This window comes from Geodermatophilus bullaregiensis, assembly GCF_016907675.1.
Taxonomy (GTDB): domain Bacteria; phylum Actinomycetota; class Actinomycetes; order Mycobacteriales; family Geodermatophilaceae; genus Geodermatophilus; species Geodermatophilus bullaregiensis.
In genome coordinates this window covers 2,357,704-2,379,284 of record NZ_JAFBCJ010000001.1, presented here as the reverse complement: position 1 = coordinate 2,379,284, position 21,581 = coordinate 2,357,704, and the positions used below count along the sequence as shown (strand labels likewise).

Genomic DNA, 21,581 nt, shown 5'->3' with positions numbered 1-21,581 from the left:
CTCCGGCGGTCGCGGCCGCCGGGGGAGCAACGGGGGTGCGGTGGAGCTACCGGTCGGTGCGGACGTCGGGGGCTACGTGGTCCGGCGGAGGCTCGGCTCCGGCGCCACGGGCTCGGTCTACCTGGCCCGCCACCGGAGCCTGCCCAAGGACGTCGCCCTCAAGGTGCTCACCCCCGCGGTCGCGCACAGCGCCGAGATCCGCGCTCGCTTCGCGCGGGAGGCGGACCTGCTCAGCCGCCTCCACCACCCCGGGATCGCCGGCGTCGAGGACCGCGGGGAAGCCGACGGACTCCTCTGGATGACCATGCGCTACGTCCCGGGACCCGATCTGGAGACGGTCCTGAGCGAGCGGGGCGCCCTGCCGCCCGACGAGGCGGTCGCCGTCGTGGAGGCCGTGGCGGCGGCACTGGACCACGCGCACGAGAACGGCCTGGTCCACCGGGACGTCAAGCCGGCCAACATCCTCCTGCAGCGTGAGGCCGGCCGGGACCGGGCGGTGCTGGCCGACTTCGGGATCGCCAAGGACCTCGCCGGCCCTGCGACGCTCACGCGCACGGGGCAGCCCGTCGCCACGCTGCCCTATGGCTCACCGGAGCAGGTCGAGGGACGTCCCCTCGACCGGAGGTCGGACGTCTACTCGCTCGGGACGGTCCTCTTCGAGCTCCTGAGCGGGAGGCGGGCGATCCAGGCCGAAGAGCCGAACGCCATCCTGTACGCCGTCGCCCTCGGGCCCGTGCCCGACCTGCGCGCCGTTCGTCCCGATCTGCCGGAGGCCCTGGCCGAGGTCTGCGCGCGCGCCATGGCCAAGGACCCGGCCGACCGCTTCCCCACGTGCGGTGAGTTGGCTGCTGCCGCTCGTGCCGCCGTCTCCCCGCAGCCGCGCGCCCCCGAGACGACCATCGGCACACCGCCGGCGCCTCCGCCGCCTGGCGCGGTCGCCGGACCGCCCCTCCCCGACGGGACGGGCCCGCCCCGCTCCCGGGAGGTACCGACCCGGGACCCGGCCACGCCCACCGGCAGTCGGCCAGGGCGCCGGTCCCGGCGGCGTGCGGCCGCCCTCGTGGCGGCCGTGACGGTGGTGGTCGTGGGGGTGCTGGTCGCCGTGCTGACCGTCCGGGACACCCCTCCCCGGGACGACCCCCCGGCTGCCCAGCCGTCGACGACCGGCACCAGCACCTCCGTGGAGGACTCCGCTCCGACCTCCGGCGGTCCGACCTCGGGCTCCGGCGGTCCGACCTCGGGCACGGCGCCGGCGGTCGGGGCGTGCCTGGACGACGGGGGAGCGGTGACGTCCTGCGCCGTCGCCCATGCGGCGGAGGTCGTCGCCACGGGCGGGGACTGCGACGAGGCTGCTCTGCTGGCCTACCTCGGTGGGGTCCCGGGGCAGGACGTGCTCCGCGAGGTCGACCTCGGAGCCCGGGTCGTCGGTGACACCCCGGTGTGCGTCGTGGGCGTTCCAGCCGGGTCGCCCGCCGGCTCGGCGCAGGACGCGCTGCTCGACCGGGCGGGCGACGTGTGGCGGCTGTGCTACGACCAGGTGGGTCGTGAGGTCTCCTGCGCCGAGCCGCACGAGCAGGAGGTGGTCGCCGAGGGTGCGGCCGGGGAGACCCTCGACTGCCGGGCGAGGGCGAGCGCCTACCTGGACCGGCCGTTCGACCAGTTCGCCACGCAGCTACGGCTCCCGGAGGACGCCACCCGCTGTGTCGTCGAGGTCCGCGGGGACAACGTGCTGACCGCCTCGCTGCGACGGCTCGGTTCCACTGCTCTCCCGGTGGAGGCCGACTGACGCAGGGCGTGTCGCGTCCCGCCTGACGGCCGTGGGTCTCAGCGGACCTGCGCGTCGGTGACGACGGCGGTGACCGTGCCCCCGCACTCGGGGTTGCGGTCGTCCAGCACCAGATGGATCTTGAGCGCGTTGACGCCTGCGACCGTGATGCTGAACGTCTGCAGCTGGTTGAAGGGGACGCTGCGGATCTCGACCTGTTCGTTGTTCGCCAGGACCTGCACGCTGAGGTCCTGGTCGGAGTCGGCGGAGTCGTCGGCCTGCGCCACGGAGAACTCGAGGGTGTCGAAGTTGTTGCCCAGGCGCAGCTCCAGCTCGTTGGAGGCGGGGTCGTCGTACTGGCTGCACCCCGCCGACACGTCCGAGGCGATGCCCTGCACGTCCTGCTGCCCGGCGATGTCGTAGCGCTGCTCTTCCCAGTTCGGCGACGGGTTGAAGAAGTCGCTGAGGGTGAGCTTGCGGCCCGCGTCCCCGGTGTCCAGCGGCCCGCTCGAGGTGCTCGGCGCGCTGGGGTCGGTGGCGGTCGCGGTCGTCGTCGAGCTGGAGGACGTCGCCGAGCCGGAGGACGTCGCCGAGCCGGAGGACGTCGTCGAGCTGGAGGACGTCGTCGGTGATGCTTCGTCGGAGGACGGCGAGGCCGAGGAGGTGCTGGGCGCGGGCGAGGCCGATGAGGTGAAGGAGCCGCCCCCGCACCCCGCCAGTGCCAGCAGCGTGGCCACCACGGTCGTCGCTCCCGCGGCACGCGCCGCACCCGTCCGTCCCGCCATGTCAGCCCCCGTCAGCCGTGCTCCGCGGCTGGACCCTAGGGCAACTCCGGGCCCGCCAGGGCGGGTCGCGTCACGGTCCATCAACAGGAAGTGGTGCGTCGTCTGCTCTCTGTGACCAGAGTGACGGCAGATCCGAGAACAGCTGGTCATACCGCACGGCTGCCGTCCTCAAACACGGTTCCCCGCTTACCTTCACCGGCAACCGCAGCAGGCCCCCAGGACACGGGGGTGTCGAGGGGAGCCGGACATGACCCGCAGCCAGAAGCCCTCCGTCTTCCAGGTGGGCCGGATCTGGGACGACGGCAGCACGGTCGTCGTCTCGGGGTGGGGCATCGGGATGTGTGCCCCCGCCTGCCCCTGCCACCGCCACCCGATCGCGGGGCACCTCGCCATCGACGAGGACCAGGCCGGCGGCACGCTGGGTCTGCGCAGCTTCCGCGAGGACGGCTGCGACTGCTGCGAGCCGTGGACCGCCGACGAGCTCTCCGGTGTCCTCCGTGACCTGCAGCGACTGGCCGGCCTGGACGCCGAGGAGCCCCTCGCCGGCTGAGAGACCTCGTCCTCCCCGCCCGCGCGGGGCCGGGACGGGGTCGCCGTCCCCGCCTTTCGCGCGCGGACGGCGGGGTAGAGCCCAGGCATGCTGGGACGAGCGGCTCTGCGCGGTGCCCTGGCCGGACTGGCCGGCACCGCGGCGATGACCCTGGCCGAGAAGGCCGAGCAGCAGGTGACGGGGCGGCCGGACAGCTACGTGCCGGGGCGCACCCTCATCGCCCTCACCACCCGCCGGCGGCTGCCCGGGTCGGCGCGCCCGCCGGTGGTCAACCACCTCATGCACTGGGGCACCGGCGCCACCGTCGGCGCCCTGCGGGGCGTCTGGGCGGCCAGCGGGCTGCGCGGCTGGCGCGCCTCGGCCTGGCACACCTCGGTCCGGCTGGCCACCGACCAGACCCTGGAGAACGCGACCGGCGTCGGCGACCCGCCGTGGACGTGGTCGCGCCGCGACCAGGTCGTCGACGTCGCCGGCAAGGCCCTCTACTCGTTCGTCACCGGCGCGGTCGCCGACCGGTTGGTGCCCCTCGCCCCCGACCGCCGCCGGAGCACCGACTCCTGACCGGACCGGGCCGTCGCGGGACGGCTGACGCCTCCCGGGGCGGGTGTGACGGGTGTGCCCCGCCGACGTGCGGGGACCGCGCGCCGCGCTCACCCTGCGCTGTCCCACTCCCTACCGTCCGTACGGACCGACAGGGAGCCGCCACCGGCGGCAGGGGGGACGGGGAACGTGCAGCGCAACCGGACGACGGGCCGCCGCTGGTCGGGTGCGGTCGTCGCCGCCACCGCCCTGCTCGCCCTGGTGCTCGCCCCCGCCACCGCGTCGGCCGCCCCCTCGACCGTCGAGGAGGCCGCGCAGCTCGTCGAGGAGACCGGCCGGCAGCTCACCGCGCTCGACGAGCAGGTGCACCAGGCCGAGCTCACCGTGCAGGCGCAGCAGCAGGTCGCTGCCGACGCCGAGCGGGCCGCCGAGGAGGCCGAGTCGACGCTGGCGCAGTACGAGCCGCGGATCCGTGCCATCGCGCAGAGCGGCTACACCGGCGGCACCCGGTCGCGCGTGGCCGCCTTCCTCGGCAGCGAGTCCGCCGACGACCTGGTCGACCAGATGACCACCCTGGACCTCATCGCCGACCACACCGAGGGCGTCCTCACCGAGGTCGCCGCCGCCCAGGCCGCGGCCGAGGAGGCCCGCGCGTCCGCCGACGCCGCCGGCGCCGAGGCCGCCGCGGCCCTGGCCGCCCTCCACGACCAGCAGGCGCAGGTGCAGGAGCAGGTCGACGCCTACGAGGCCGACTTCGCGCGGCTGTCGGCCGCCGAGCAGACGGCGGTCACCACCGCGCTCGCCGGGCCGACGCTGACCGCGCCGTCGGCCGCCGCCGCCGTGGCCGCCGCCCCCGGGCCGGCCGCCGCCGTCGCCGTGCAGACCGCGCTCGCCCAGCTCGGCGACCCGTACGTGTGGGGGTCCTCCGGCCCGGACGGCTTCGACTGCTCGGGGCTGACGCAGTACGCCTACGCCGCGGCCGGCATCTCGCTGCCGCACTCCAGCGGCGCCCAGTCGCAGCTGGGGACCCCGGTGGCCCGCGCCGACCTGGCGCCCGGCGACATCGTCTACCTCTACTCGCCGGTCAGCCACGTCGGCATCTACGTCGGCGACGGCAAGATGGTCCACGCCCGCACCTTCGGCCAGCCGGTCGCGGTGACCAGCGTCGACCAGTCCGGTTACCGGGGCGCGGTCCGCGTCGCCTGAGGAGCAGGTCGTAGCGTGCCCGCGTGACCCGGGCACCGCAGCGACCGCAGCCGGCTCTGCGGCCCGGGGCGATCGGCTTCCTCGACGCGCTCGTCATCGGCCTGGCCGCCACCTCGCCGGCGTACTCGCTGGCGGCGGTCATCGGGCCGGTCGTCGCGCTCGTCGGCGTGCACGCCCCGGGGGTCGTGCTGGCCTCGTTCGTCCCCATGCTGCTCATCGCCGGGGCGTTCGCCGCGCTCAACCGGGCCGACCCCGACTGCGGGACGACGTTCTCCTGGGTGACCCGCGCCTTCGGCCCGACCACCGGGTGGATCGGCGGCTGGGCCATCGCGATGACCGGCGTCCTGGTGATCGGGTCGCTGGCCGAGGTCGGCGTCCGGTTCGGCCTGCTGGCGCTCGGCCTCGACGCATGGGAGTCCTCGACGCCGCTGGTCGTGGCGCTGAGCGTGCTGCTCGTGCTGGTCATGGCCGCGCTGTGCGTGCTGGGCACCGAGCTGTCGTCGCGCGTGCAGAACGCGCTGGTGCTCGCCCAGACGGTCGCGCTGGCCGTGTTCGCCGTCGTCGCCGTCGTCCGCGGGGTGCGCGGCGACGCGCCGTCGGGCGGGCTGACGCCGTCCTGGGCCTGGCTGGACCCGTTCGGGGCCGGCGGCGCGGCGCTGCCCGGCGGGCTGCTGCTCGGCGTCTTCGCGTACTGGGGCTGGGAGTCGGCGGTCAACCTCACCGAGGAGACCCGCGACCCGCGCCGCGCACCGGGCCGGGCCGGGGTGCTCGCGACCGTCGTGCTGCTGGTGACCTACCTCGGCGTCGCGGTCGCCGTCGTCTCCTTCTCCGGGACCGCCTACCTGGCCGGCAACGCCGACGAGGAGGAGGCGGTCTTCGCGCTGCTGTCCGGGCAGGTGCTCGGCGGCTGGGACTGGGTGGTGCTGGTCGCCGTCGCCACCTCGGCGATCGCCTCCACGCAGACGACGATCATCCCGGCGTCGCGCACCGGCCTGTCGATGGCGCGGCGGGCGGCGCTGCCGGCGCGCTTCGGGTCGGTGTCGGAGCGGTTCCGGACGCCGGACGTCTCGACCTGGTGGGTCGCCGGCGTGGCGGTGGCCTGGTACGTGGGCGTGCACCTGGTCAGCGAGAACGCGCTGCTCGACTCGATCACCGCGCTCTCGCTGCTCATCGCGCTGTACTACGCGCTCACCGGGCTGGCCTGCGCGTGGTCCTTCCGCCGGCGGCTCACCCGCGGCGCGCGCGACCTGCTGCTGCTCGGCGCCGGCCCGCTGGCCGGGGCGGCGGTGCTGCTGTGGCTGCTCGTCCTCTCCGTGCGCGACCTGGCCGACCCGGCCACCAGCTACAGCGGGCAGGCCTGGTTCGGCCTCGGGCCGCCGCTGGTGATCGGCGTGGGGATCATGGCCACCGGCGTCGTCCTCATGCTGCTGTGGCGGCGGCGGGACGCGCGCTTCTGGGCCGAGCGGCCCGCCGTGGCCGACGTCAGTGGGGCCGGCGGCCCTCGGCCAGCATCGTGACCAGCGCGGCGACCCGCCTCGCGCGCGTGGCCGGGGTGGCCGCGGTGTGCACGCGGTGGAGGACGGCGTAGCGGTTGCGCCCGTCGAGCCCGTCGAACGCCCGCTGTGCCGTGGGCTCGGCGGCCAGCGCCGCGGCGAGGTCGTCGGGCACGGTGATGGTGGCCGGCCCGGCGTAGGCGCGGTCCCACCGGCCGTCGGCCCGGGCCGCCTCGACCTGGGCCAGCCCCGCCGGGCGCATCCGGCCGGCCGCGGTGAGCGCCTCGACGGCGGTGACGTTCTTCTGCGACCACACGCTGCGCGGCCGCCGCGGGGTGACCCGCATGAGGTACCAGTGGTCGTCGAGGCGGTTGCTGCGGCCGTCGATCCAGCCGTGGCACAGCAGCGACTCGACCATCTCGGCGTGGGTCAGCGACGGCACCCCGGCACCCTTCTTGGCCAGCTTCACGTAGCAGCCGGGGGCGGTGGCGTGCTCGGTCTCGAGCCAGGCCTCGAACGCGGCCTGGTCGGCGAAGGCCAGGACCGGGAGGTCGGTCGGCAGGGTCACCCGGCCATCCTGACCCGGCCGCGGGGTGCCGTCCAGGGGTGTCGTGTGAAGTGTCCTTGACACCGGGGCCCGCCGCCTGCTGCACTCACCCGGTGTCAAGCACACTTGTCAACGGGAGGTCCGTCGTGGTCCTGCGTCACACCGCCGCCGTGGTCACGGCCCTCCTGGTCGCGGCCGGGCTCGGGCTGCTGGCGGGGGTCCTCGGCGACGACGACCAGTTCTGGCTGCGGACCACGGTCTTCGCCGCCTGCACGCTCGGACCGGCCTGGGGGCTGGGCTGGCTGCTGTTCGTCTCCGGCAGCACCGGTCCGGGCGCGGTCGCCCACCCGGAGGAGAACGTCGAGCACGGGTGGTGGCAGCGCAGCGCGTCGGGCTCCTTCCTGGACCTGGTGGTCGTGCTGGGACTGGCCTCGACGGCCCTGGCGGTCACCGACCTGCGGCTGGACGCGGGCACCGTGCTCGCCGCGCTGGCCGTCGTCGCGCTGGCCGACGTCACCGTCCGCATGGTGGTGCTGAGCCGGCGCGAGGCCTGAGCCCCCGGTGCGCAACGACCTGGCCGAGCGGCGGGCCGAACGCGGCTGGTCGCAGGGCCGGCTGGCCGAGGAGCTGGGCGTCTCGCGGCAGACGGTCATCTCGCTGGAGAAGGGCCGCTTCGACCCCAGTCTGCCGCTCGCCTTCCGCATCGCCGCGCTGTTCGGCTGCCGGATCGAGGACGTCTTCGCGCCGGACGGTGACTGAGCGCCGCCCGTACGCCAGGGTGGGGCCGTGGAGCCCGATCAGCCCGGCGTCCCGGCCGCGGACGTCTACACCGCCGAGCTCGAGCCGCGTCCGGGCGGCCCGCTGCTGCGCCGCGCCCGGGTGGCCGCCGCCTTCGTCGCCGAGCTGGCGTGGGGCCTGCTCCCGGGCCCCTCGGTGAGCGACGTCGTCGTCCGGCGGCGGGACGACGGCAGCGAGGTGCTGCGCGTCCCGGCCGGGGACCCCGTCGTCCCCGGGGACCTGCTGCGCTACGTCCGGGAGCAGCTCGAGGTCCTCGGGCCCGAGGAGTTCGTGCAGGACTGGCAGCCCCGGGTGCGCTGAGCCGGGGTCCCCCAGCGGGGGGTGCGCGGCTGTGCTGGGGTGGAGGCGTGGCGGACAACTACATCGCGGAGCTGGAGTTCGGCGCGCCGGTCATCGACGACGAGGCCTTCGTGGCGCCGACGGCGGTGGTGGTCGGCGCGGTGACCATGGGGCCGCGCTCGAGCATCTGGTACGGCGCGGTCGCCCGGGCCGACGCCGAGGTCATCGAGATCGGCGAGGGCTCCAACGTCCAGGACGGCAGCACGCTGCACGCCGACCCCGGCTTCCCGCTGGTCGTCGGCCGCGGGGTGACCGTCGGGCACCGGGTGGTGCTGCACGGCGCGCGCATCGACGACGACGTCCTGGTCGGCATGGGCAGCGTGGTGATGAACGGCGCGCACATCGGCTCGGGGTCCATCGTGGCCGCCGGTGCCGTCGTCACCCAGGGCACGCAGGTGCCGCCCGGGTCGCTGGTGGCCGGCGTCCCGGCGAAGGTGATCCGGCAGGCCACCGACGACGACCTCACCCACATCCGGCTCAACGCGGCGAGCTACACCGAGCGGCTGCCCGCGGCGCGGCGGGTGCGCCCGGTCGTGCGCCGTCCGCTGCCCCCGGCCGGGCACATCCCGGGCGACGCCGCCGACTAGGACGGACCCTGCTGCCGGTTCAGCGGCCGAGGACGACGACCCAGCGGTTGCGACCGCCGTCGCGCTCGTAGCTCAGCGCGTCCACCGCCGCCCGGACCAGCTCCAGACCCCGGCCACGCTCGGCGTCGTCGGGCGGCCAGCCGCCGGGACCCGGGGCGACCGGGCCGCCGTCGTCCTCGAAGACGGCCTCGACCCGGTCGGGCAGGCCGCGCAGCCGCAGCTCCAGCACCCGCGCGCCCGAGGCGGCGGCGTGCTCGGCGATGTTCGCGGCGATCTCGGCCACCGCCGTCTCGAACCGCAGCCGCGCCGGCTCGCCGATGCCGGGCTCACCGGCCCACAGCTCGGCGAGCAGGTCGTGCACGGGGCCGAGCGCCTCCGGCCCGGCGGGGGCGCGCAGCACGTGCGTCGGGCCGGGCACCTCAGTCCCCGGCGGGGGGGAAGGCGCTGGCCACGTCCGGCCGTGGCCGCAGGACCCGGCCCAGGTTGGTCAGCTCCAGCACCGCCTGCACCTGCGGTCCGGCACCGGCCAGCCGCAGGTCGCCCCCGGCCTGGCGGGCGGTCTTCAGCCCGGCGATCAGCGCGCCGAGGCCGGAGGAGTCCATCGAGTCGGTGCTCGACAGGTCGACCACCACCCGGGGCGTCCCGGCCGCCACCAGCTGGGAGACCAGCGCGCGCAGCCGGGGTGCGGCCACCATGTTCAGCCGGCCCACGGGCCGGATGACCCCGACGCCGGCGTCGGTCGTCTCGGTCTCGAACTCGGTCATGCGCTCGCTCCCGCGGGCTGCTCGGGTCCGCGGTAGCGGACGGCGTGGACGACGACGCTGAGGACGGCGAGGTCGAAGGCGACCCACACCAGGTTGGTGACGGTGCCCAGGACCGACGCCTCGCCGACCACCATCCGCACCGTGCCGACGACGGCCGCCACGACCAGCAGCGCCATGACGGCCAGCTGCGGGCGGACCAGGTGCCAGGGCCGGCGGTCCACCGACTGGCGCTCCTTGGGCGTCACCGCGAAGGCCAGGCTGCGCCCGAACACCACGTTGCCGACCGCCGAGGTCACCGACCGGATCCACACCGGGAACAGCGCCAGGGAGTACTGCTGCCCGCGCCACGTGCGCCGGCCGCGGCCGACGACGTAGAACAGGAGCTGGTTGACCAGCAGGAACGGCACCAGCCGGAGGAAGAACTCCGCGGTCAGCCCGGTCACCGGCAGCACGCCGAGGACCAGGTAGACGACCGGCGCGGCGAAGTAGACGACGGCGGCGAAGCCGGACAGGTAGCTCCACATCGTCGCCCAGTACATGAGCCGCTGGGCCAGGGTGAGCCCGCGCTGCACCAGCGGGTTCTCCCGCAGCATCACCTGCACGGTGCCCTGCGCCCAGCGCAGCCGCTGGGTGAGCATGGTGCCGAGGTCCTCGGGCGCCAGGCCGAGGGCGAGGGTCTCGTCGTGGTAGGCCGTGCGCCAGCCGAGGGCGTGCAGGCGCATGCAGGTGGCCATGTCCTCGGTGACCGAGATGGTGGCCATGGGCATGACCGGCTGGGCCTCGTCGTCCTTGTCGACGTCGACCGCGCGCACCAGGGTCCGCACGGTCTCGATCGCGCCCAGCGGCGACCAGTCACGGGCGGCGAGCCGGGTCAGCGCCCCGCGGTCGACCTCGGCCAGGCCGCCGTCCTCCCCGTCCAGCTCGCTGGAGAGCTCGGCGATGGCGGCGAGGTCGGCCTGCAGCTGGTCCACGTCGGCGGCCACGACCTCGCGGGCGGCGGCGTCGACCTGCTGCTGGAAGCGGTAGGTCACGTCGGCCAGGGGCGCGCCGTCGCGCAACTCGGCCCGCGCCCGGGCCACCGCCGCCACCACCCGGTCCAACGCCGCGCGCGGCCCGGCCTGGGCCGGGTCCAGCGAGCGGCGGGCCCGGGCGAGCACCCGGTCGGCGGTGCGCAGCGCGCGGCTGACCGCAAGCTGCACCTCGGTGACGTACCGGGTGATCCCCAGCTGCATCAGCGCCTCGCGGCGCAGCACCGCGTTCGAGCCGCAGAAGAAGGCCGCGTTCCAGCCGTCCTTGCCCTGCTGGATGGGCCCGTAGAACAGCGGCGCCTGGCTGCCGAGGGGGTCGTCACCGGGCACGTTGACGAACACCTGCGGCGTCTGCACCAGGGCCATCCGCGGGTCCCGGAACCAGCCGAGCGTGCGGTCGAGGATCTCCGGGTCGGGCACCTGGTCGGCGTCGAGGATCAGGATGTACTCGCCGTCGGTGGTCATCAGCGCGTTGTTGAGGTTGCCCGCCTTGGCGTGCCGGGAGTGCCCTGCCCAGTCGGCCGACCGGGTGATCCAGCCGATGCCGGCGGCCTCGGCCCGCGCGCGCAGCTCGGGCCGGGCGCCGTCGTCGAGGATCCAGGTGCGGTGCGGGTACCGGATGCGCCGCGCCGCCTCGGCGGTGGCCATCACCAGGTCCAGCGGCTCGTTGTAGGTGGTGACGAACACGTCGACGGTGGCGCCCTCCGGGGGCGGTGGCGCCTCCCCGCGGCGGCGCAGCCGCCACATGGTCAGCCCGAACAGCAGCGAGTCCACGAGGCTGTAGGTCTCGGCGAGGACCAGCGGGACGGCGATCCACCACGCCGACCAGTTGATCGACTCCAGCCACCGCCAGACCACGTAGTTGATCCCCAGCGACGCGGTCACGAGGATCAGCACGCGCAGGGCCAGCAGCCGCCCGGTCAGGGGCACCCTCGGTGTCCTCGCGGTCACCGACCTGCCGGTCAGCGGGTCGCGGCCGCGGGCCGCCCGGTGGGTGGTCACGACGTCGCCAGCCGGCGGAGCGCGACGGCGGTGACGTCGTCGAGCGGCCGGGCGACGGCGGTCAGCCCCCGCACCTGGTCGAGCAGGGCATCCGGGTCGGGGTGCGCGCGCACCAGTCGCGCGACGTGCTCGAGCGCCTCCCGGGTGCCGCCGAGGACGTCGAAGAGGCCGTCGCTGAACACGAACAGCGTGTCGCCGGGGTCGAGCACGAGCTCGTGCGCCGTCCAGGGCAGGTCGGCCTCGACGCCGAGGGGCAGGTCCTCCCCGGCCAGGTGCTGTGTGCTGCCGTCGGCCCGGTGGACCAGCGCCAGGCCGTGCCCGGCGTCGCCGTAGCGCAGCCGACCGGTCGCGGCCTCCAGCCGGCCGGTGAAGCAGGTGACGAAGGAGCCCGCGCGGGCGAGGTCGGGCTGCAGCGTCCGGGCCGCCGCGGCGAGCACCGTGCTCTCCGGGCGGTCGGCCGCGGCGCCGGGGGTGTCCCCGCGGGAGGCGGCCCGCAGCACCGCCCGCACGGTCGCCATGAGGATCGCCGCCCCGGCGCCCTTGCCCATGACGTCGGCCAGGGTGACCACCAGGTCCCCGTCGACGACGTCGAGGTCGAGCAGGTCGCCGCCGACCGCCGAGGCCGGGCGGCAGGTCCCGGCGATCGCGTAGCCGGGGACCTCCGGTGGCCGGTCGGGCAGCAGAGCCGCCTGGACCTCGCGGGCCCGCTCCATGTCGGCGGAGCTGGCGAGCTCCTGCTCGGTCCACCGGGCCAGCTCCTCGAGCACGGCGACCTCGCGGGCGTCGAGCGTGCGCGGGCGGGTGTCGAACAGGCAGAGCGTGCCGACCACCATGCCGCCCGGCCCGGTGAGCGGCTGCCCGGCGTAGAAGCGCACGTGCGGCGGCCCGCACACGGCCGGGATGGCGGAGAAGACCGGGTCCTGGGCGGCGTCGGACACCACGTGCGTCCGGTGCAGGGCCATCGTGCGGTCGCAGAAGGACGCCTGGCGGTCGGCCCGGTCCACCGGCATGCCCTGCGCGGACTTGAACCAGAGGTGGTCCTCGGCGATGAGGGTGACCGTCGCGATCGGCACGTCGAAGACGCGCTGCGCGAGGCGGGTGATCCGGTCGAAGCGCTCCTCGCGGCCGGTGCCGAGCAGCTGGAGCTGGTCGAGGGCGGCCAGTCGCCGGTTCTCGCCGGGGTCGACGGCCGGGACCGGGCAGGCCGCGGCGGACCCGGTGTCCCCGAGCGCCACGGCGGGGCCGGTGTCCGGGAGGGCGCTCACCGTCGGCTCCCGACGAGGCTGCGGTCGGCCAGGGCCCGGCGCACCGCCCGCGCGCTGGCCGGGCTGCTGGCCAGCCGCCAGTCGGTCTCCTTGTCGTGGTCGAACCAGACGAAGGCGCCGACGTCGGCCTGCGCGTCGAGCCACGCGACCAGGTCGGTCACCCACCGGGCCTTGTCCCCGCCGGACTCCGCGCAGCCGACCTCGGCCACCAGCCGGGGCAGGCCGCCGGCCAGCCCGCGCAGCTCGTCGAGGCTCGGGCCGAACAGCTCCGCGGGCTCCTGCCAGCCGCCGTGACCCGGGACGGCGCCCCAGTTGTAGCCGTCGAGCGCCACCCGGTCGACCGACCCGGTGCCCGGCCACGTCTCGGCCATCGGCGTCGACCCGGCGTACCGGACGTTCGGGTTCCACACCAGCTCGACGTTGCCCGCGCCGGCCCGGTCGAACACCTCGGCGAGGTGGCGCCAGGCGGCGACGTGGTCCTCGGCCGTCGTGCCGGCCACACCGACCGCCCACGGGTACCAGTCACCGTTCTGCTCGTGCGCGAAGCGCAGCAGCACCGGCCGGCCCCAGTCGCGCAGCGCACCGGCCCACCACCACAGCTGGCCGTCCCACACGCCCGCGGCGAGGTCGGCCAGCGTGGAGCGGCTGCCGTCGGCCGGGTCCCACGGCTCCCAGGTCACCATCGGCGTCGCCCCGCGCGCGGCGACGGCGTCGAGGTCGGCCAGGGGTGGCGGCGCGGCCAGCGCGACGTAGGAGAGCACCAGCGAGGGTCGCTCGCCGGCCACCGCCGCCACGGCCTCGAGTTCCCCGGTCGCCTGCGGCCCGCCGGGGGTCGACACCCCGAAGGCCAGTGGCTCGGTCCGGCGCGGCCGCTCGGGCCCCGCCGTGCACGCTGCCGCGCCCAGCGCGGCCAGCCCCACGCCGGCGGCCAGCACCGACCGACGCGTCGTTCGTCCCCCGTTCACGGGGCTCTGGTTCCCCACGATCGCGCAAACGAACTCCCTGACTGTGGGTGACGGCTCGGCTGCGGGTTCAGCCGGGGGCGGCCAGCCGGCGGACGGCGTCGCAGACCTCGTCCAGGGACAGCGCCGTCGTCGCGTCACCCACGGGGAGCTCCACGCGCACCACGGTGGGATCGCCGGTGACCCCCGGCTGCGCCCAGGTCCACAGGCCCTCCTCGGCGAGCGCGCGGGCGGCGGCGCGGAAGGCGTCCGCGGTGGTCGACAGCAGCAGGTGCAGCATCGGCGTCTGCGGCGGGTCGGGGACGACGCGCACGCCCGGCAGGGAGCGGACGGCGTCGGCCACCTCCCGCGCGCGCTCGAGGTAGGCGGGGAACAGCGGCAGCCGGCGGCGCAGGCAGGTCAGCGCCGAGGCCGCGCCGGGCCACAGCCCGAAGAGCGTGCCGCCCATCCGCCCGCGCCACTCCCGGACCTCGGCGACGACGTCGGCCGGCCCGGCCACGCAGCACCCGGCCAGCGCGCCGATGCCCTTGTAGAAGCTGACGTAGACGGTGTCGAAGGGCGCCGCGACGTCCGACGGCGGCCGGCCGTACCCGGTGGCGGCCTCCCACAGCCGGGCGCCGTCGAGGTGCGCGACCGTGCCGTGGTCGTGCGCCCACGCGGCCTGCGCGACGACGTCGTCCCAGGGCGGCAGCGGACCGCCGAGGTCGCGCTGCGGCAGCTCGACCACCAGCGCGGCCGGCGGCTCGGCCACGGCGTCGAGGTCGGCGCGCAGCAGCACCCGGTGCCGGTCGCCGACCGGACGCTCGACCAGGCCCTGCAACCGCGCCAGCGCACCGCCCTCGTGCCGGAACAGGTGGCACTCGGGGTGGCCGACCACGGTGTGCCGGCCGCTGCGCCCGGCGTGCACCCGCAGCACCGACTGCTGCGCCATCGTCCCGCTGGGCAGGTACACGGCGGCCGGCTTTCCGAGCAGCCCGGCGACCTCGTCCTCCAGCTCGGCGACGACGCCGCCCGCGCCGTAGCGGTCGACGGCGGTGTCCGCGGGGATCGTGGCCAGCAGGTCGGTGGCGCGCGGAGGACCGTGCCCGGCGAGCGCGCGGTCGCAGGTCGGGCGCAGGGCGTCGAGGTCCTCGGACTCGCTCACGGGGCACAGTCTGTCGAGGTCGCGCGATCCCGCACGTCCAGCCCCCGGGGACGGTGCGAGATTGCGCGAGCTCGACGGGCTCAGGTGCCCAGCAGCTCGCGGACCAGCGCGCCCACGGCGTCGGCCTCGACGAGGAACCCGTCGTGCCCGTACGGCGAGGACACCACCCGCAGCGGCACGCCCAGGGCGTCGGCCACCCGCTGCTGCAGCGCCGGCGGGTAGAGCCGGTCGCTGTCCACCGCGGCGACGACGGCCCGCGCGCCCACCCGGGCCAGCGCCGCCTCCACCCCGCCGCGGCCGCGGCCGACGTCCCAGGTGTTCATCGCCTCGGTGAGCACCACGTAGCTGCCGGCGTCGAAGCGGCGGGCCAGCTTGTCGGCGTGGTGGTCGAGGTAGGAGGCGACGGCGAACCGGCCGTCGTCCTGCACCGCCGTCCCGAACCGCTCCTCCAGCTCGAACGCGCTGCGGTAGGTGAGGTGGGCGATCCGGCGGGCGACGCCGAGGCCGGCCACGGGGCCCGGCCCGGCGTGGTGGTCCCCGCCGGCCCACGCGGGGTCGGCGCGGATGGCGGCCTGCTGGGTGGTCTGGGTGCCGATCTGGTCGGCCGTCGCGGCCGCGCCGGAGGCGAGGAAGAACAGCCCCGCCACCCGGTCGGGCAGCGCGACGGCCCACTCCAGCGCCCGCATGCCGCCCATCGACCCGCCGAGGACGGCGGCCCACCGGCGGACGCCGAGCGCGTCGGCGAGCGCGGCCTCGACCAGCACCTGGTCGGCCACGGTCACCTCGGGGAACCGCGAGCCCCACGGCCGCCCGTCCGGCGCGGTCGACGACGGCCCGGTGGTGCCCTGGCACCCACCGAGCACGTTCGCGCAGACCACGAAGAGCCGGCCGGTGTCCAGTGGCGCGCCCGGCCCGACCAGCGGCGCCCACCACCCCGGCGTCGGGTGCCCGGGGCCGGCCGGGCCGGTGACGTGGCTGTCGCCGGTCAGCGCGTGCTCGACGAGGACCGCGTTGCCGCCGTCCGGGGCGAGCGTGCCCCAGGTCTCGTAGGCGACCCGGACGCCGGGCAGCACCCCGCCGCGCTCGAGCCGGACCGGTCCGTCCAGGTCGAGGAGGAGCCGGTCCCCGACGGGGTCGCCGTCGCGCCACCCGCCGGTGCGCGGCGGGGTGCGGGACGCCGGGACGTCCAGCACCCCGCTCATCACGCGCCCTTGGCGGCGCGGAACCCCGCCTCGAGGTCGGCGAGGACGTCGTCGATGCCCTCGAGCCCGGCGGCCAGGCGCACCAGGCCGGGGGTGACACCGGCGGTCAGCTGCTCCTCGGGCGTCAGCTGCGAGTGCGTGGTCGACGCCGGGTGGATGACCAGGCTGCGCACGTCACCGATGTTGGCCACGTGGCTGTGCAGCTCCAGGCCCTCGACGAACCGCCGGCCCGCCTCGATGCCGCCGCGGATCTCGAAGGCCAGCACCGCGCCGGCGCCGCGGGGGGCGTAGCGCTGCTGGGCGGCGTGCCACGGCGAGGACGGCAGGCCGGCGTAGTGCACCGACTCGACCTCGTCGTGCGCCTCGAGGAACTCGGCGACCCGCTGGGCGTTGGCCACGTGCCGCTCCATGCGCAGCGAGAGCGTCTCGATGCCCTGGACGATCAGCCACGCGTTGAACGGGCTGATGGCCGGGCCGAGGTCGCGCAGCAGCTGTACCCGGGCCTTGAGCGCGAAGGCCGGCGCACCCAGGTCGGCGTAGACGACGCCGTGGTACGTCGGGTCCGGCGTGGTGAAGCCCGGGAACTTCCCGCTGGTCCAGTCGAAGGTGCCGCCGTCGACGATGACGCCGGCGATCGCGGTGCCGTGGCCGCCGAGGTACTTCGTCGCCGAGTGGACGACGACGTCGGCGCCGTGCTCGAGCGGGCGCACCAGGTAGGGCGTGGCGATGGTGTTGTCGACGATCAGCGGCACGCCGTTGCGGTGCGCGACCTCGGCGACGGCGCTGATGTCGAGGACGTCGCCCTTGGGGTTGCCGATCGACTCCCCGTAGAGGGCCTTGGTGTTCTCGCGGACCAGCGACTGCCAGTTCTCCGGGTCGTCGGGGTCCTCGACGAAGGACACCTCGACGCCGAGCTTGGGCAGCGAGTGGTGCAGCAGGTTGTAGGTGCCGCCGTACAGCGACGCCGAGGCGACGACGTGGCTGCCGGCCTCGGCGACGTTGAGCAGCGACAGCGTCTCGGCCGCCTGGCCGCTGGCCACCGCGAGCGCCGCGACGCCGCCCTCGAGGGAGGCCACGCGCTGCTCGAGCGCGTCCTGCGTCGGGTTCATGATCCGCGTGTAGATGTTGCCCATCTCGGCCAGCGCGAACAGGTCCGCGGCGTGCTGGGTGTCGCGGAACTGGTAGCTCGTGGTGGCGTAGATGGGCAGCGCGCGGGCGCCCGTCGTCGGGTCGGGGCTCGCCCCGGCGTGGATCTGCCGGGTCTCGAAGCTCCAGCTCTTCGGGTCGGTCATGCGCCGTCTCCTCTCGCTCCGGAGACCTGTGGCGCACAGGTGCTCCGTCCTTGCCGGGCGGCGGGCGCCGCTCGGCCGGCTCTTCCCCTGGGAGCACCTCAGACGGAGGAGAGGTTGCCGGGCAGCCAGCCAGGTGCTTGTCGCTGCCTCTCGTGAGCCCGCGCCGATCCTAGGAGGTCGCTGCCCCGCTGGTCAGCCGGGGGGTGCGGCGGCAGCCGGGGGTGGCCGGGAGATCAGCCGAGACCGCGGTGGGCGGTCCACAGCTCCCCGGCGCGGGCGGCGGCCTCGGCCACCAGGGCCGCCAGCTCCTCCCGGTCGGGGACGGGGAAGGAGACGTAGGTGCCGCGGCCGCCGGCGGTCGGCCGGCCGTAGGCCTTCGCCGCGAGGTGCCCGTCCCGGAGCAGCCGGACGTTGAGCGTGGTCAGCAGGAACTCCTCGCCGCGGCGGGTGTCCGTCCAGCGCAGCGCCTCCGGGATCGTGACGTTGATCGCCAGGGCGCTCACGTCGACGGCGACGTCGCTGCTCATGGGCGCATCGTGGCACGCGGAGGAGCCCCTGCCCACGCCGTGGCCGGCGCCCGCGCGGGCCCGTCCGCCGTGCTCAGGCGGGAGCGAGCCGGGCGAGCACCTGGTCGAGCGCGACCTGGTCGCCGGCCGCGACGAGCAGCTCGACGACGCCGTCGGCCGGGGCGCGCAGCGTGTGCTCCATCTTCATCGCCTCGACGACGACCACCGGGTCGCCGGCCGCCACGGCCTGCCCGTCGGCGACCGGCACCGCGATCACGGAGCCGGGCATGGGGCTGGTCAGCTCCGGGGCGTGCGCCGCGCCCGCGTCGGGCCGCAGCACCACGCGGCGGGCCCGGCGCAGCTGCGCGGTCGCGCCCTCGGCGTGCACCCACAGCGCGTCCCCGTCGTCGGCGACCAGGCAGCGGGACCGCACGCCGCCGCGGACCAGCGCGAGTCCGCCGTCCTCGGGGGTGCAGGACAGCGGCCCGGCGTCGGCGCCGTCGACCGTGGCGCGGGCCGCGGCCGGGGTGCCGGTCAGCGTCACCGTGCGCGGCTGCCCGCCGGCCTCCAGCCGGACGACGAAGGGTGCGGCGTCGCCGAGCCGGAAGCCGGTCGGCGTGCTCCACGGGTCGGCGGGGTCGGCCGCGGCCCACGCGCCCAGCCAGACCGACGCCGCGGCGGCGAGGACCGCGAGCTCGGGCACCGGCGGGGCCTCGTAGGCGGCCGCGACCCGGTCGAGCAGCGCGGTGTCGAGGTCCCCGGCGCGCACGTCGGGATCGGTGAGCAGGTGCCGCACGAACCCGACGTTCGTGGTCACCCCCAGGACGGCGGTGCCGGCCAGCGCGGTGTCGAGCGCGGTCAGCGCGGCGGCGCGGTCGGGGCCGTGCGCGACCACCTTGGCCAGCATCGGGTCGTAGTCCGAGCCGACGACGGTGCCCGCGGCGAGGCCGGAGTCCACGCGCACGCCGGGGCCGGCCGGCTCGGCCAGCGCGAGCACCCGCCCGCCGGTGGGCAGGAAGCCGCGGCCGGGGTCCTCGGCGTAGACCCGCGCCTCGACGGCGTGCCCGGTCGTCGTCACGTCGTCCTGGCCGAACCCGAGCGGCTCGCCGGCGGCCACCCGCAGCTGCTGCTCGACCAGGTCCAGGCCGGTGACCAGCTCGGTGACCGGGTGCTCGACCTGCAGGCGGGTGTTCATCTCCATGAAGAAGAACTCGTCGGGCCGGTCCGCGGAGACGATGAACTCCACGGTGCCCGCGCCGGTGTAGCCGACGCTGCGGGCCGTGGCGCAGGCGGCCTCGCCGATCCGCGCGCGGGTGGCGGCGTCGAGCAGCGGGGACGGCGCCTCCTCGACCACCTTCTGGTGGCGGCGCTGCAGGCTGCACTCCCGCTCGCCGAGGTGCACGACGCCGCCGTGCGCGTCGGCCAGCACCTGCACCTCGACGTGCCGCGGGCGCTGCACGAACCGCTCGAGGAAGAGGGTGTCGTCGCCGAACGCGGCACCGGCCTCCCGGCGGGCGCTGACCAGCGCGGCGCGCAGGCCGGCAGGGTCCTCGACCACCCGCATGCCCTTGCCGCCACCGCCGGCCGAGGGCTTGACCAGCACGGGGAAGCCGATGCCGGGCGCCGCGGCGACCAGGTCGTCGTCGGTGAGGCCGGGCTCGGCGATCCCGGGGACGACGGGCACGCCGGAGGCGACCACGGTCTTCTTGGCGGTGATCTTGTCGCCCATCACCCGGATCGCCTCGGTGGGCGGGCCCACGAAGACGACGCCGGCCGCGGCCAGCGCGGCGGCCAGGGCCGGGTTCTCCGACAGGAAGCCGTAGCCGGGGTGCACCGCCTGCGCGCCGGTGGCCCGGCAGGCCTCGACCACCCGCTCCACCGACAGGTAGCTCTGCGCGGCCGGCGCGGGGCCCAGGCGGACGGCGACGTCGGCGGCGCGCACGTGGCGCGCCCCGGCGTCGGCGTCGCTGTAGACGGCGACCGAGCGGATCCCCAGACGGCGCAGGGTGCGGACCACCCGGACGGCGATCTCCCCGCGGTTGGCGACGAGGACGGTCTCGAAGATGCTCATTGCTCGACTCCGCACTCGTTCCGTTCCCCAGTGGCCGGCGGTCCTTGCGTGTGCGTCGTCCTCGGCGTGGCGCTCACATCCGGAAGACGCCGTAGGCGACGTCGTCGAGGGGGGCCGAGGCGCAGGCCGACAGCGCCAGGCCGAGGACGGTCCGGGTGTCGGCAGGGTCGAGGACGCCGTCGTCCCACAGCCGCGCCGTCGAGTAGTAGGGGTTGCCCTGCGCCTCGTACTGCGCGCGGATGGGCTCCTTGAAGGCCTCCTCGTCCTCGGCGCTCCACGCGTCGCCGAGCTGGTCGCGGCGCACCGTGGCCAGCACCGAGGCGGCCTGCTCGCCGCCCATGACCGAGATGCGTGCGTTGGGCCAGGTCCACAGGAAGCGGGGGGAGTAGGCCCGGCCGCACATCGAGTAGTTGCCCGCGCCGTAGGAGCCGCCGATCACCACGGTCAGCTTGGGCACCCGCGCACAGGCCACGGCGGTGACCATCTTGGCGCCGTGCTTGGCGATGCCGCCGGCCTCGTAGTCGCGGCCGACCATGAAGCCGCTGATGTTCTGCAGGAACAGCAGCGGGATGCGTCGCCGGTCGCACAGCTGGACGAAGTGCGCGCCCTTGAGCGCCGACTCCCCGAACAGCACGCCGTTGTTGGCGACGACGCCCACCGGGTGCCCGTGCAGCCGGGCGAAGGTGGTCACCAGGGTGGGTCCGTAGAGCGCCTTGAACTCCTGGTGCTCCCCGCCGTCGACCAGCGTGGTGATCACGTCGCGGACGTCGTAGGGCGTGCGCGAGTCGACCGGCACGAGGTCGTAGAGGTCGGTCTGCGGGCGGACGGCGTCCCGCGGCGGCGCGACGTCCCAGGCCGGCGGGGCGGGCGGCGGGAGCGTGCGCACGATGCGGCGGACGATCTCCAGCGCGTGCTCGTCGTCGTCGGCGAGGTGGTCGGTGACGCCGGAGACGCGGCTGTGCAGGTCGCCGCCGCCGAGGTCCTCGGCGCTGACCACCTCACCGGTCGCGGCCCTCACCAGCGGCGGCCCGCCGAGGAAGATCGTGCCCTGCTCGCGGACGATCACCGACTCGTCGGCCATGGCCGGCACGTACGCCCCGCCGGCGGTGCACGAGCCCAGGACGGCGGCCACCTGCGGGATGCCCGCGGCGCTCATCGTGGCCTGGTTGAAGAAGATCCGGCCGAAGTGGTCGCGGTCGGGGAAGACCTCGTCCTGCTTGGGCAGGAAGGCGCCGCCGGAGTCGACGAGGTAGACGCACGGCAGCCGGTTCTGCGCGGCGACCTCCTGCGCGCGCAGGTGCTTCTTCACCGTCATCGGGTAGTAGGTGCCGCCCTTGACGGTGGCGTCGTTGACGACGACCACGACCGGCCGGCCGCCCACGCGGCCGATCCCGGTGATGATCCCGGCGCCGGGGGAGTCGCCGTCGTACATGCCCTCGGCGGCCAGCGGCGACAGCTCGAGGAAGGGACTGCCGGGGTCGAGCAGGTGGGCGACCCGGTCGCGGGGGAGCAGCTTGCCGCGCTCGACGTGGCGGGCCCGCGCCGACGCCGACCCGCCGAGCGCCCGCTGCCGCAGCCGTTCGCGCAGGTCGGCGACCAGGGCCTCGTGCCGCGCGCGGGGCGACGCGGGGGCGGCCGGAGCCGCGATCGCGGCGGCCTCGACGTCGGCTGCCATGTCGTCCTCCAGGGGGGAGTGCGGGGGTCGCCCCGGACGTTAACGGCCGTTCACGTCGGC

General features: G+C 75.8%; 22 protein-coding genes and 1 riboswitch. Of the genes, 9 read left to right on the top strand and 13 right to left on the bottom strand.

Annotated features, from left to right (window positions below; genetic code table 11):
* Window positions 1-40: 40 nt before the first annotated feature.
* Window positions 41-1,786, top strand: a complete 1,746-nt coding sequence (locus JOD57_RS11235; protein WP_204692106.1) for a serine/threonine-protein kinase — start codon at window positions 41-43, stop codon at window positions 1,784-1,786.
* Window positions 1,787-1,824: 38 nt separating this feature from the next.
* Here the strand turns inward: JOD57_RS11235 and JOD57_RS11230 are convergent, their stop codons facing one another.
* A complete protein-coding gene (locus JOD57_RS11230) occupies window positions 1,825-2,505 on the bottom strand; it encodes a hypothetical protein (protein ID WP_204692105.1) in 681 nt (226 codons plus the stop codon).
* 292 nt (window positions 2,506-2,797) lie between these two features.
* Here JOD57_RS11230 and JOD57_RS11225 point away from each other — a divergent pair, with 292 nt between their 5' ends.
* From JOD57_RS11225 to JOD57_RS11210, 4 genes are all read left to right on the top strand, one after another.
* On the top strand, window positions 2,798-3,100 hold the full coding sequence (locus JOD57_RS11225; protein WP_204692104.1) for a hypothetical protein: 303 nt from the start codon (window positions 2,798-2,800) through the stop codon (window positions 3,098-3,100).
* Between the two features lie 87 nt (window positions 3,101-3,187).
* Window positions 3,188-3,661 carry a hypothetical protein gene (locus JOD57_RS11220; RefSeq protein ID WP_204692103.1) on the top strand — a complete coding sequence of 158 codons (474 nt, stop codon included), beginning with the start codon at window positions 3,188-3,190 and terminating at the stop codon, window positions 3,659-3,661.
* Between the two features lie 168 nt (window positions 3,662-3,829).
* A complete protein-coding gene (locus tag JOD57_RS11215) occupies window positions 3,830-4,846 on the top strand; it encodes a C40 family peptidase (protein ID WP_204692102.1) in 1,017 nt (338 codons plus the stop codon).
* A gap of 23 nt (window positions 4,847-4,869) precedes the next feature.
* Window positions 4,870-6,363 carry an APC family permease gene (locus JOD57_RS11210; protein ID WP_204692101.1) on the top strand — a complete coding sequence of 498 codons (1,494 nt, stop codon included), beginning with the start codon at window positions 4,870-4,872 and terminating at the stop codon, window positions 6,361-6,363.
* Here the strand turns inward: JOD57_RS11210 and JOD57_RS11205 are convergent.
* Complete coding sequence (locus JOD57_RS11205) at window positions 6,329-6,907, bottom strand: YdeI/OmpD-associated family protein (protein ID WP_204692100.1); 579 nt, start codon at window positions 6,905-6,907, stop codon at window positions 6,329-6,331. The two genes, JOD57_RS11210 and JOD57_RS11205, sit on opposite strands and share 35 nt — an antisense overlap.
* A gap of 125 nt (window positions 6,908-7,032) precedes the next feature.
* Between JOD57_RS11205 and JOD57_RS11200 the strand changes: the two genes are divergently transcribed.
* Genes JOD57_RS11200 through JOD57_RS11185 form a run of 4 tightly spaced genes read left to right on the top strand, consistent with a single transcriptional unit; the run spans window position 7,033 to window position 8,610 of the window.
* A complete protein-coding gene (locus JOD57_RS11200; RefSeq protein WP_204692099.1) occupies window positions 7,033-7,440 on the top strand; it encodes a hypothetical protein in 408 nt (135 codons plus the stop codon).
* Between the two features lie 7 nt (window positions 7,441-7,447).
* Entirely contained in the window at window positions 7,448-7,645 is a 198-nt protein-coding gene (locus tag JOD57_RS11195) for a helix-turn-helix transcriptional regulator (RefSeq protein ID WP_204692098.1), read from the top strand.
* 27 nt (window positions 7,646-7,672) lie between these two features.
* On the top strand, window positions 7,673-7,984 hold the full coding sequence (locus JOD57_RS11190) for a hypothetical protein (protein WP_204692097.1): 312 nt from the start codon (window positions 7,673-7,675) through the stop codon (window positions 7,982-7,984).
* A 47-nt stretch (window positions 7,985-8,031) separates the two neighbouring features.
* Window positions 8,032-8,610: a gamma carbonic anhydrase family protein gene (locus tag JOD57_RS11185; RefSeq protein ID WP_204692096.1), complete on the top strand. Its 579-nt coding sequence runs from the start codon at window positions 8,032-8,034 to the stop codon at window positions 8,608-8,610.
* 19 nt (window positions 8,611-8,629) lie between these two features.
* Here JOD57_RS11185 and JOD57_RS11180 read toward each other — a convergent pair whose 3' ends face one another.
* From JOD57_RS11180 to JOD57_RS11130, 11 genes are all read right to left on the bottom strand, one after another.
* Complete coding sequence (locus JOD57_RS11180) at window positions 8,630-9,028, bottom strand: ATP-binding protein (protein ID WP_204692095.1); 399 nt, start codon at window positions 9,026-9,028, stop codon at window positions 8,630-8,632.
* Between the two features lies 1 nt (window position 9,029).
* Window positions 9,030-9,374: an STAS domain-containing protein gene (locus JOD57_RS11175; RefSeq protein WP_204692094.1), complete on the bottom strand. Its 345-nt coding sequence runs from the start codon at window positions 9,372-9,374 to the stop codon at window positions 9,030-9,032.
* Complete coding sequence (locus JOD57_RS11170; RefSeq protein WP_307824616.1) at window positions 9,371-11,332, bottom strand: glycosyltransferase family 2 protein; 1,962 nt, start codon at window positions 11,330-11,332, stop codon at window positions 9,371-9,373. The genes JOD57_RS11175 and JOD57_RS11170 overlap by 4 nt, the downstream gene beginning before the upstream one ends.
* Before the next feature lie 68 nt (window positions 11,333-11,400).
* Window positions 11,401-12,669: a PP2C family protein-serine/threonine phosphatase gene (locus JOD57_RS11165; protein WP_204692093.1), complete on the bottom strand. Its 1,269-nt coding sequence runs from the start codon at window positions 12,667-12,669 to the stop codon at window positions 11,401-11,403.
* Complete coding sequence (locus JOD57_RS11160) at window positions 12,666-13,634, bottom strand: glycoside hydrolase family 26 protein (RefSeq protein WP_204692092.1); 969 nt, start codon at window positions 13,632-13,634, stop codon at window positions 12,666-12,668. The genes JOD57_RS11165 and JOD57_RS11160 overlap by 4 nt, the downstream gene beginning before the upstream one ends.
* Before the next feature lie 67 nt (window positions 13,635-13,701).
* On the bottom strand, window positions 13,702-14,775 hold the full coding sequence (locus JOD57_RS11155; RefSeq protein ID WP_204692091.1) for a threonine aldolase family protein: 1,074 nt from the start codon (window positions 14,773-14,775) through the stop codon (window positions 13,702-13,704).
* An 80-nt stretch (window positions 14,776-14,855) separates the two neighbouring features.
* Window positions 14,856-15,977 carry a homoserine O-acetyltransferase MetX gene (metX, locus tag JOD57_RS11150; protein ID WP_204692090.1) on the bottom strand — a complete coding sequence of 374 codons (1,122 nt, stop codon included), beginning with the start codon at window positions 15,975-15,977 and terminating at the stop codon, window positions 14,856-14,858.
* Window positions 15,977-17,269, bottom strand: coding sequence for a bifunctional o-acetylhomoserine/o-acetylserine sulfhydrylase (locus tag JOD57_RS11145; protein WP_204692089.1), 1,293 nt, complete (start codon window positions 17,267-17,269; stop codon window positions 15,977-15,979). Before JOD57_RS11145 ends, metX begins: the two co-directional genes overlap by 1 nt.
* A 41-nt stretch (window positions 17,270-17,310) precedes the next feature.
* Window positions 17,311-17,427: riboswitch (SAM riboswitch) on the bottom strand.
* Window positions 17,428-17,502: 75 nt separating this feature from the next.
* Window positions 17,503-17,796, bottom strand: a complete 294-nt coding sequence (locus JOD57_RS11140) for a hypothetical protein (RefSeq protein WP_204692088.1) — start codon at window positions 17,794-17,796, stop codon at window positions 17,503-17,505.
* Window positions 17,797-17,869: 73 nt separating this feature from the next.
* Window positions 17,870-19,846 (bottom strand): acetyl/propionyl/methylcrotonyl-CoA carboxylase subunit alpha, encoded by a 1,977-nt coding sequence (locus JOD57_RS11135; RefSeq protein WP_204692087.1) that lies wholly within the window; start codon window positions 19,844-19,846, stop codon window positions 17,870-17,872.
* A 73-nt stretch (window positions 19,847-19,919) separates the two neighbouring features.
* A complete protein-coding gene (locus tag JOD57_RS11130) occupies window positions 19,920-21,521 on the bottom strand; it encodes a carboxyl transferase domain-containing protein (RefSeq protein WP_204692086.1) in 1,602 nt (533 codons plus the stop codon).
* Window positions 21,522-21,581: the final 60 nt, after the last annotated feature.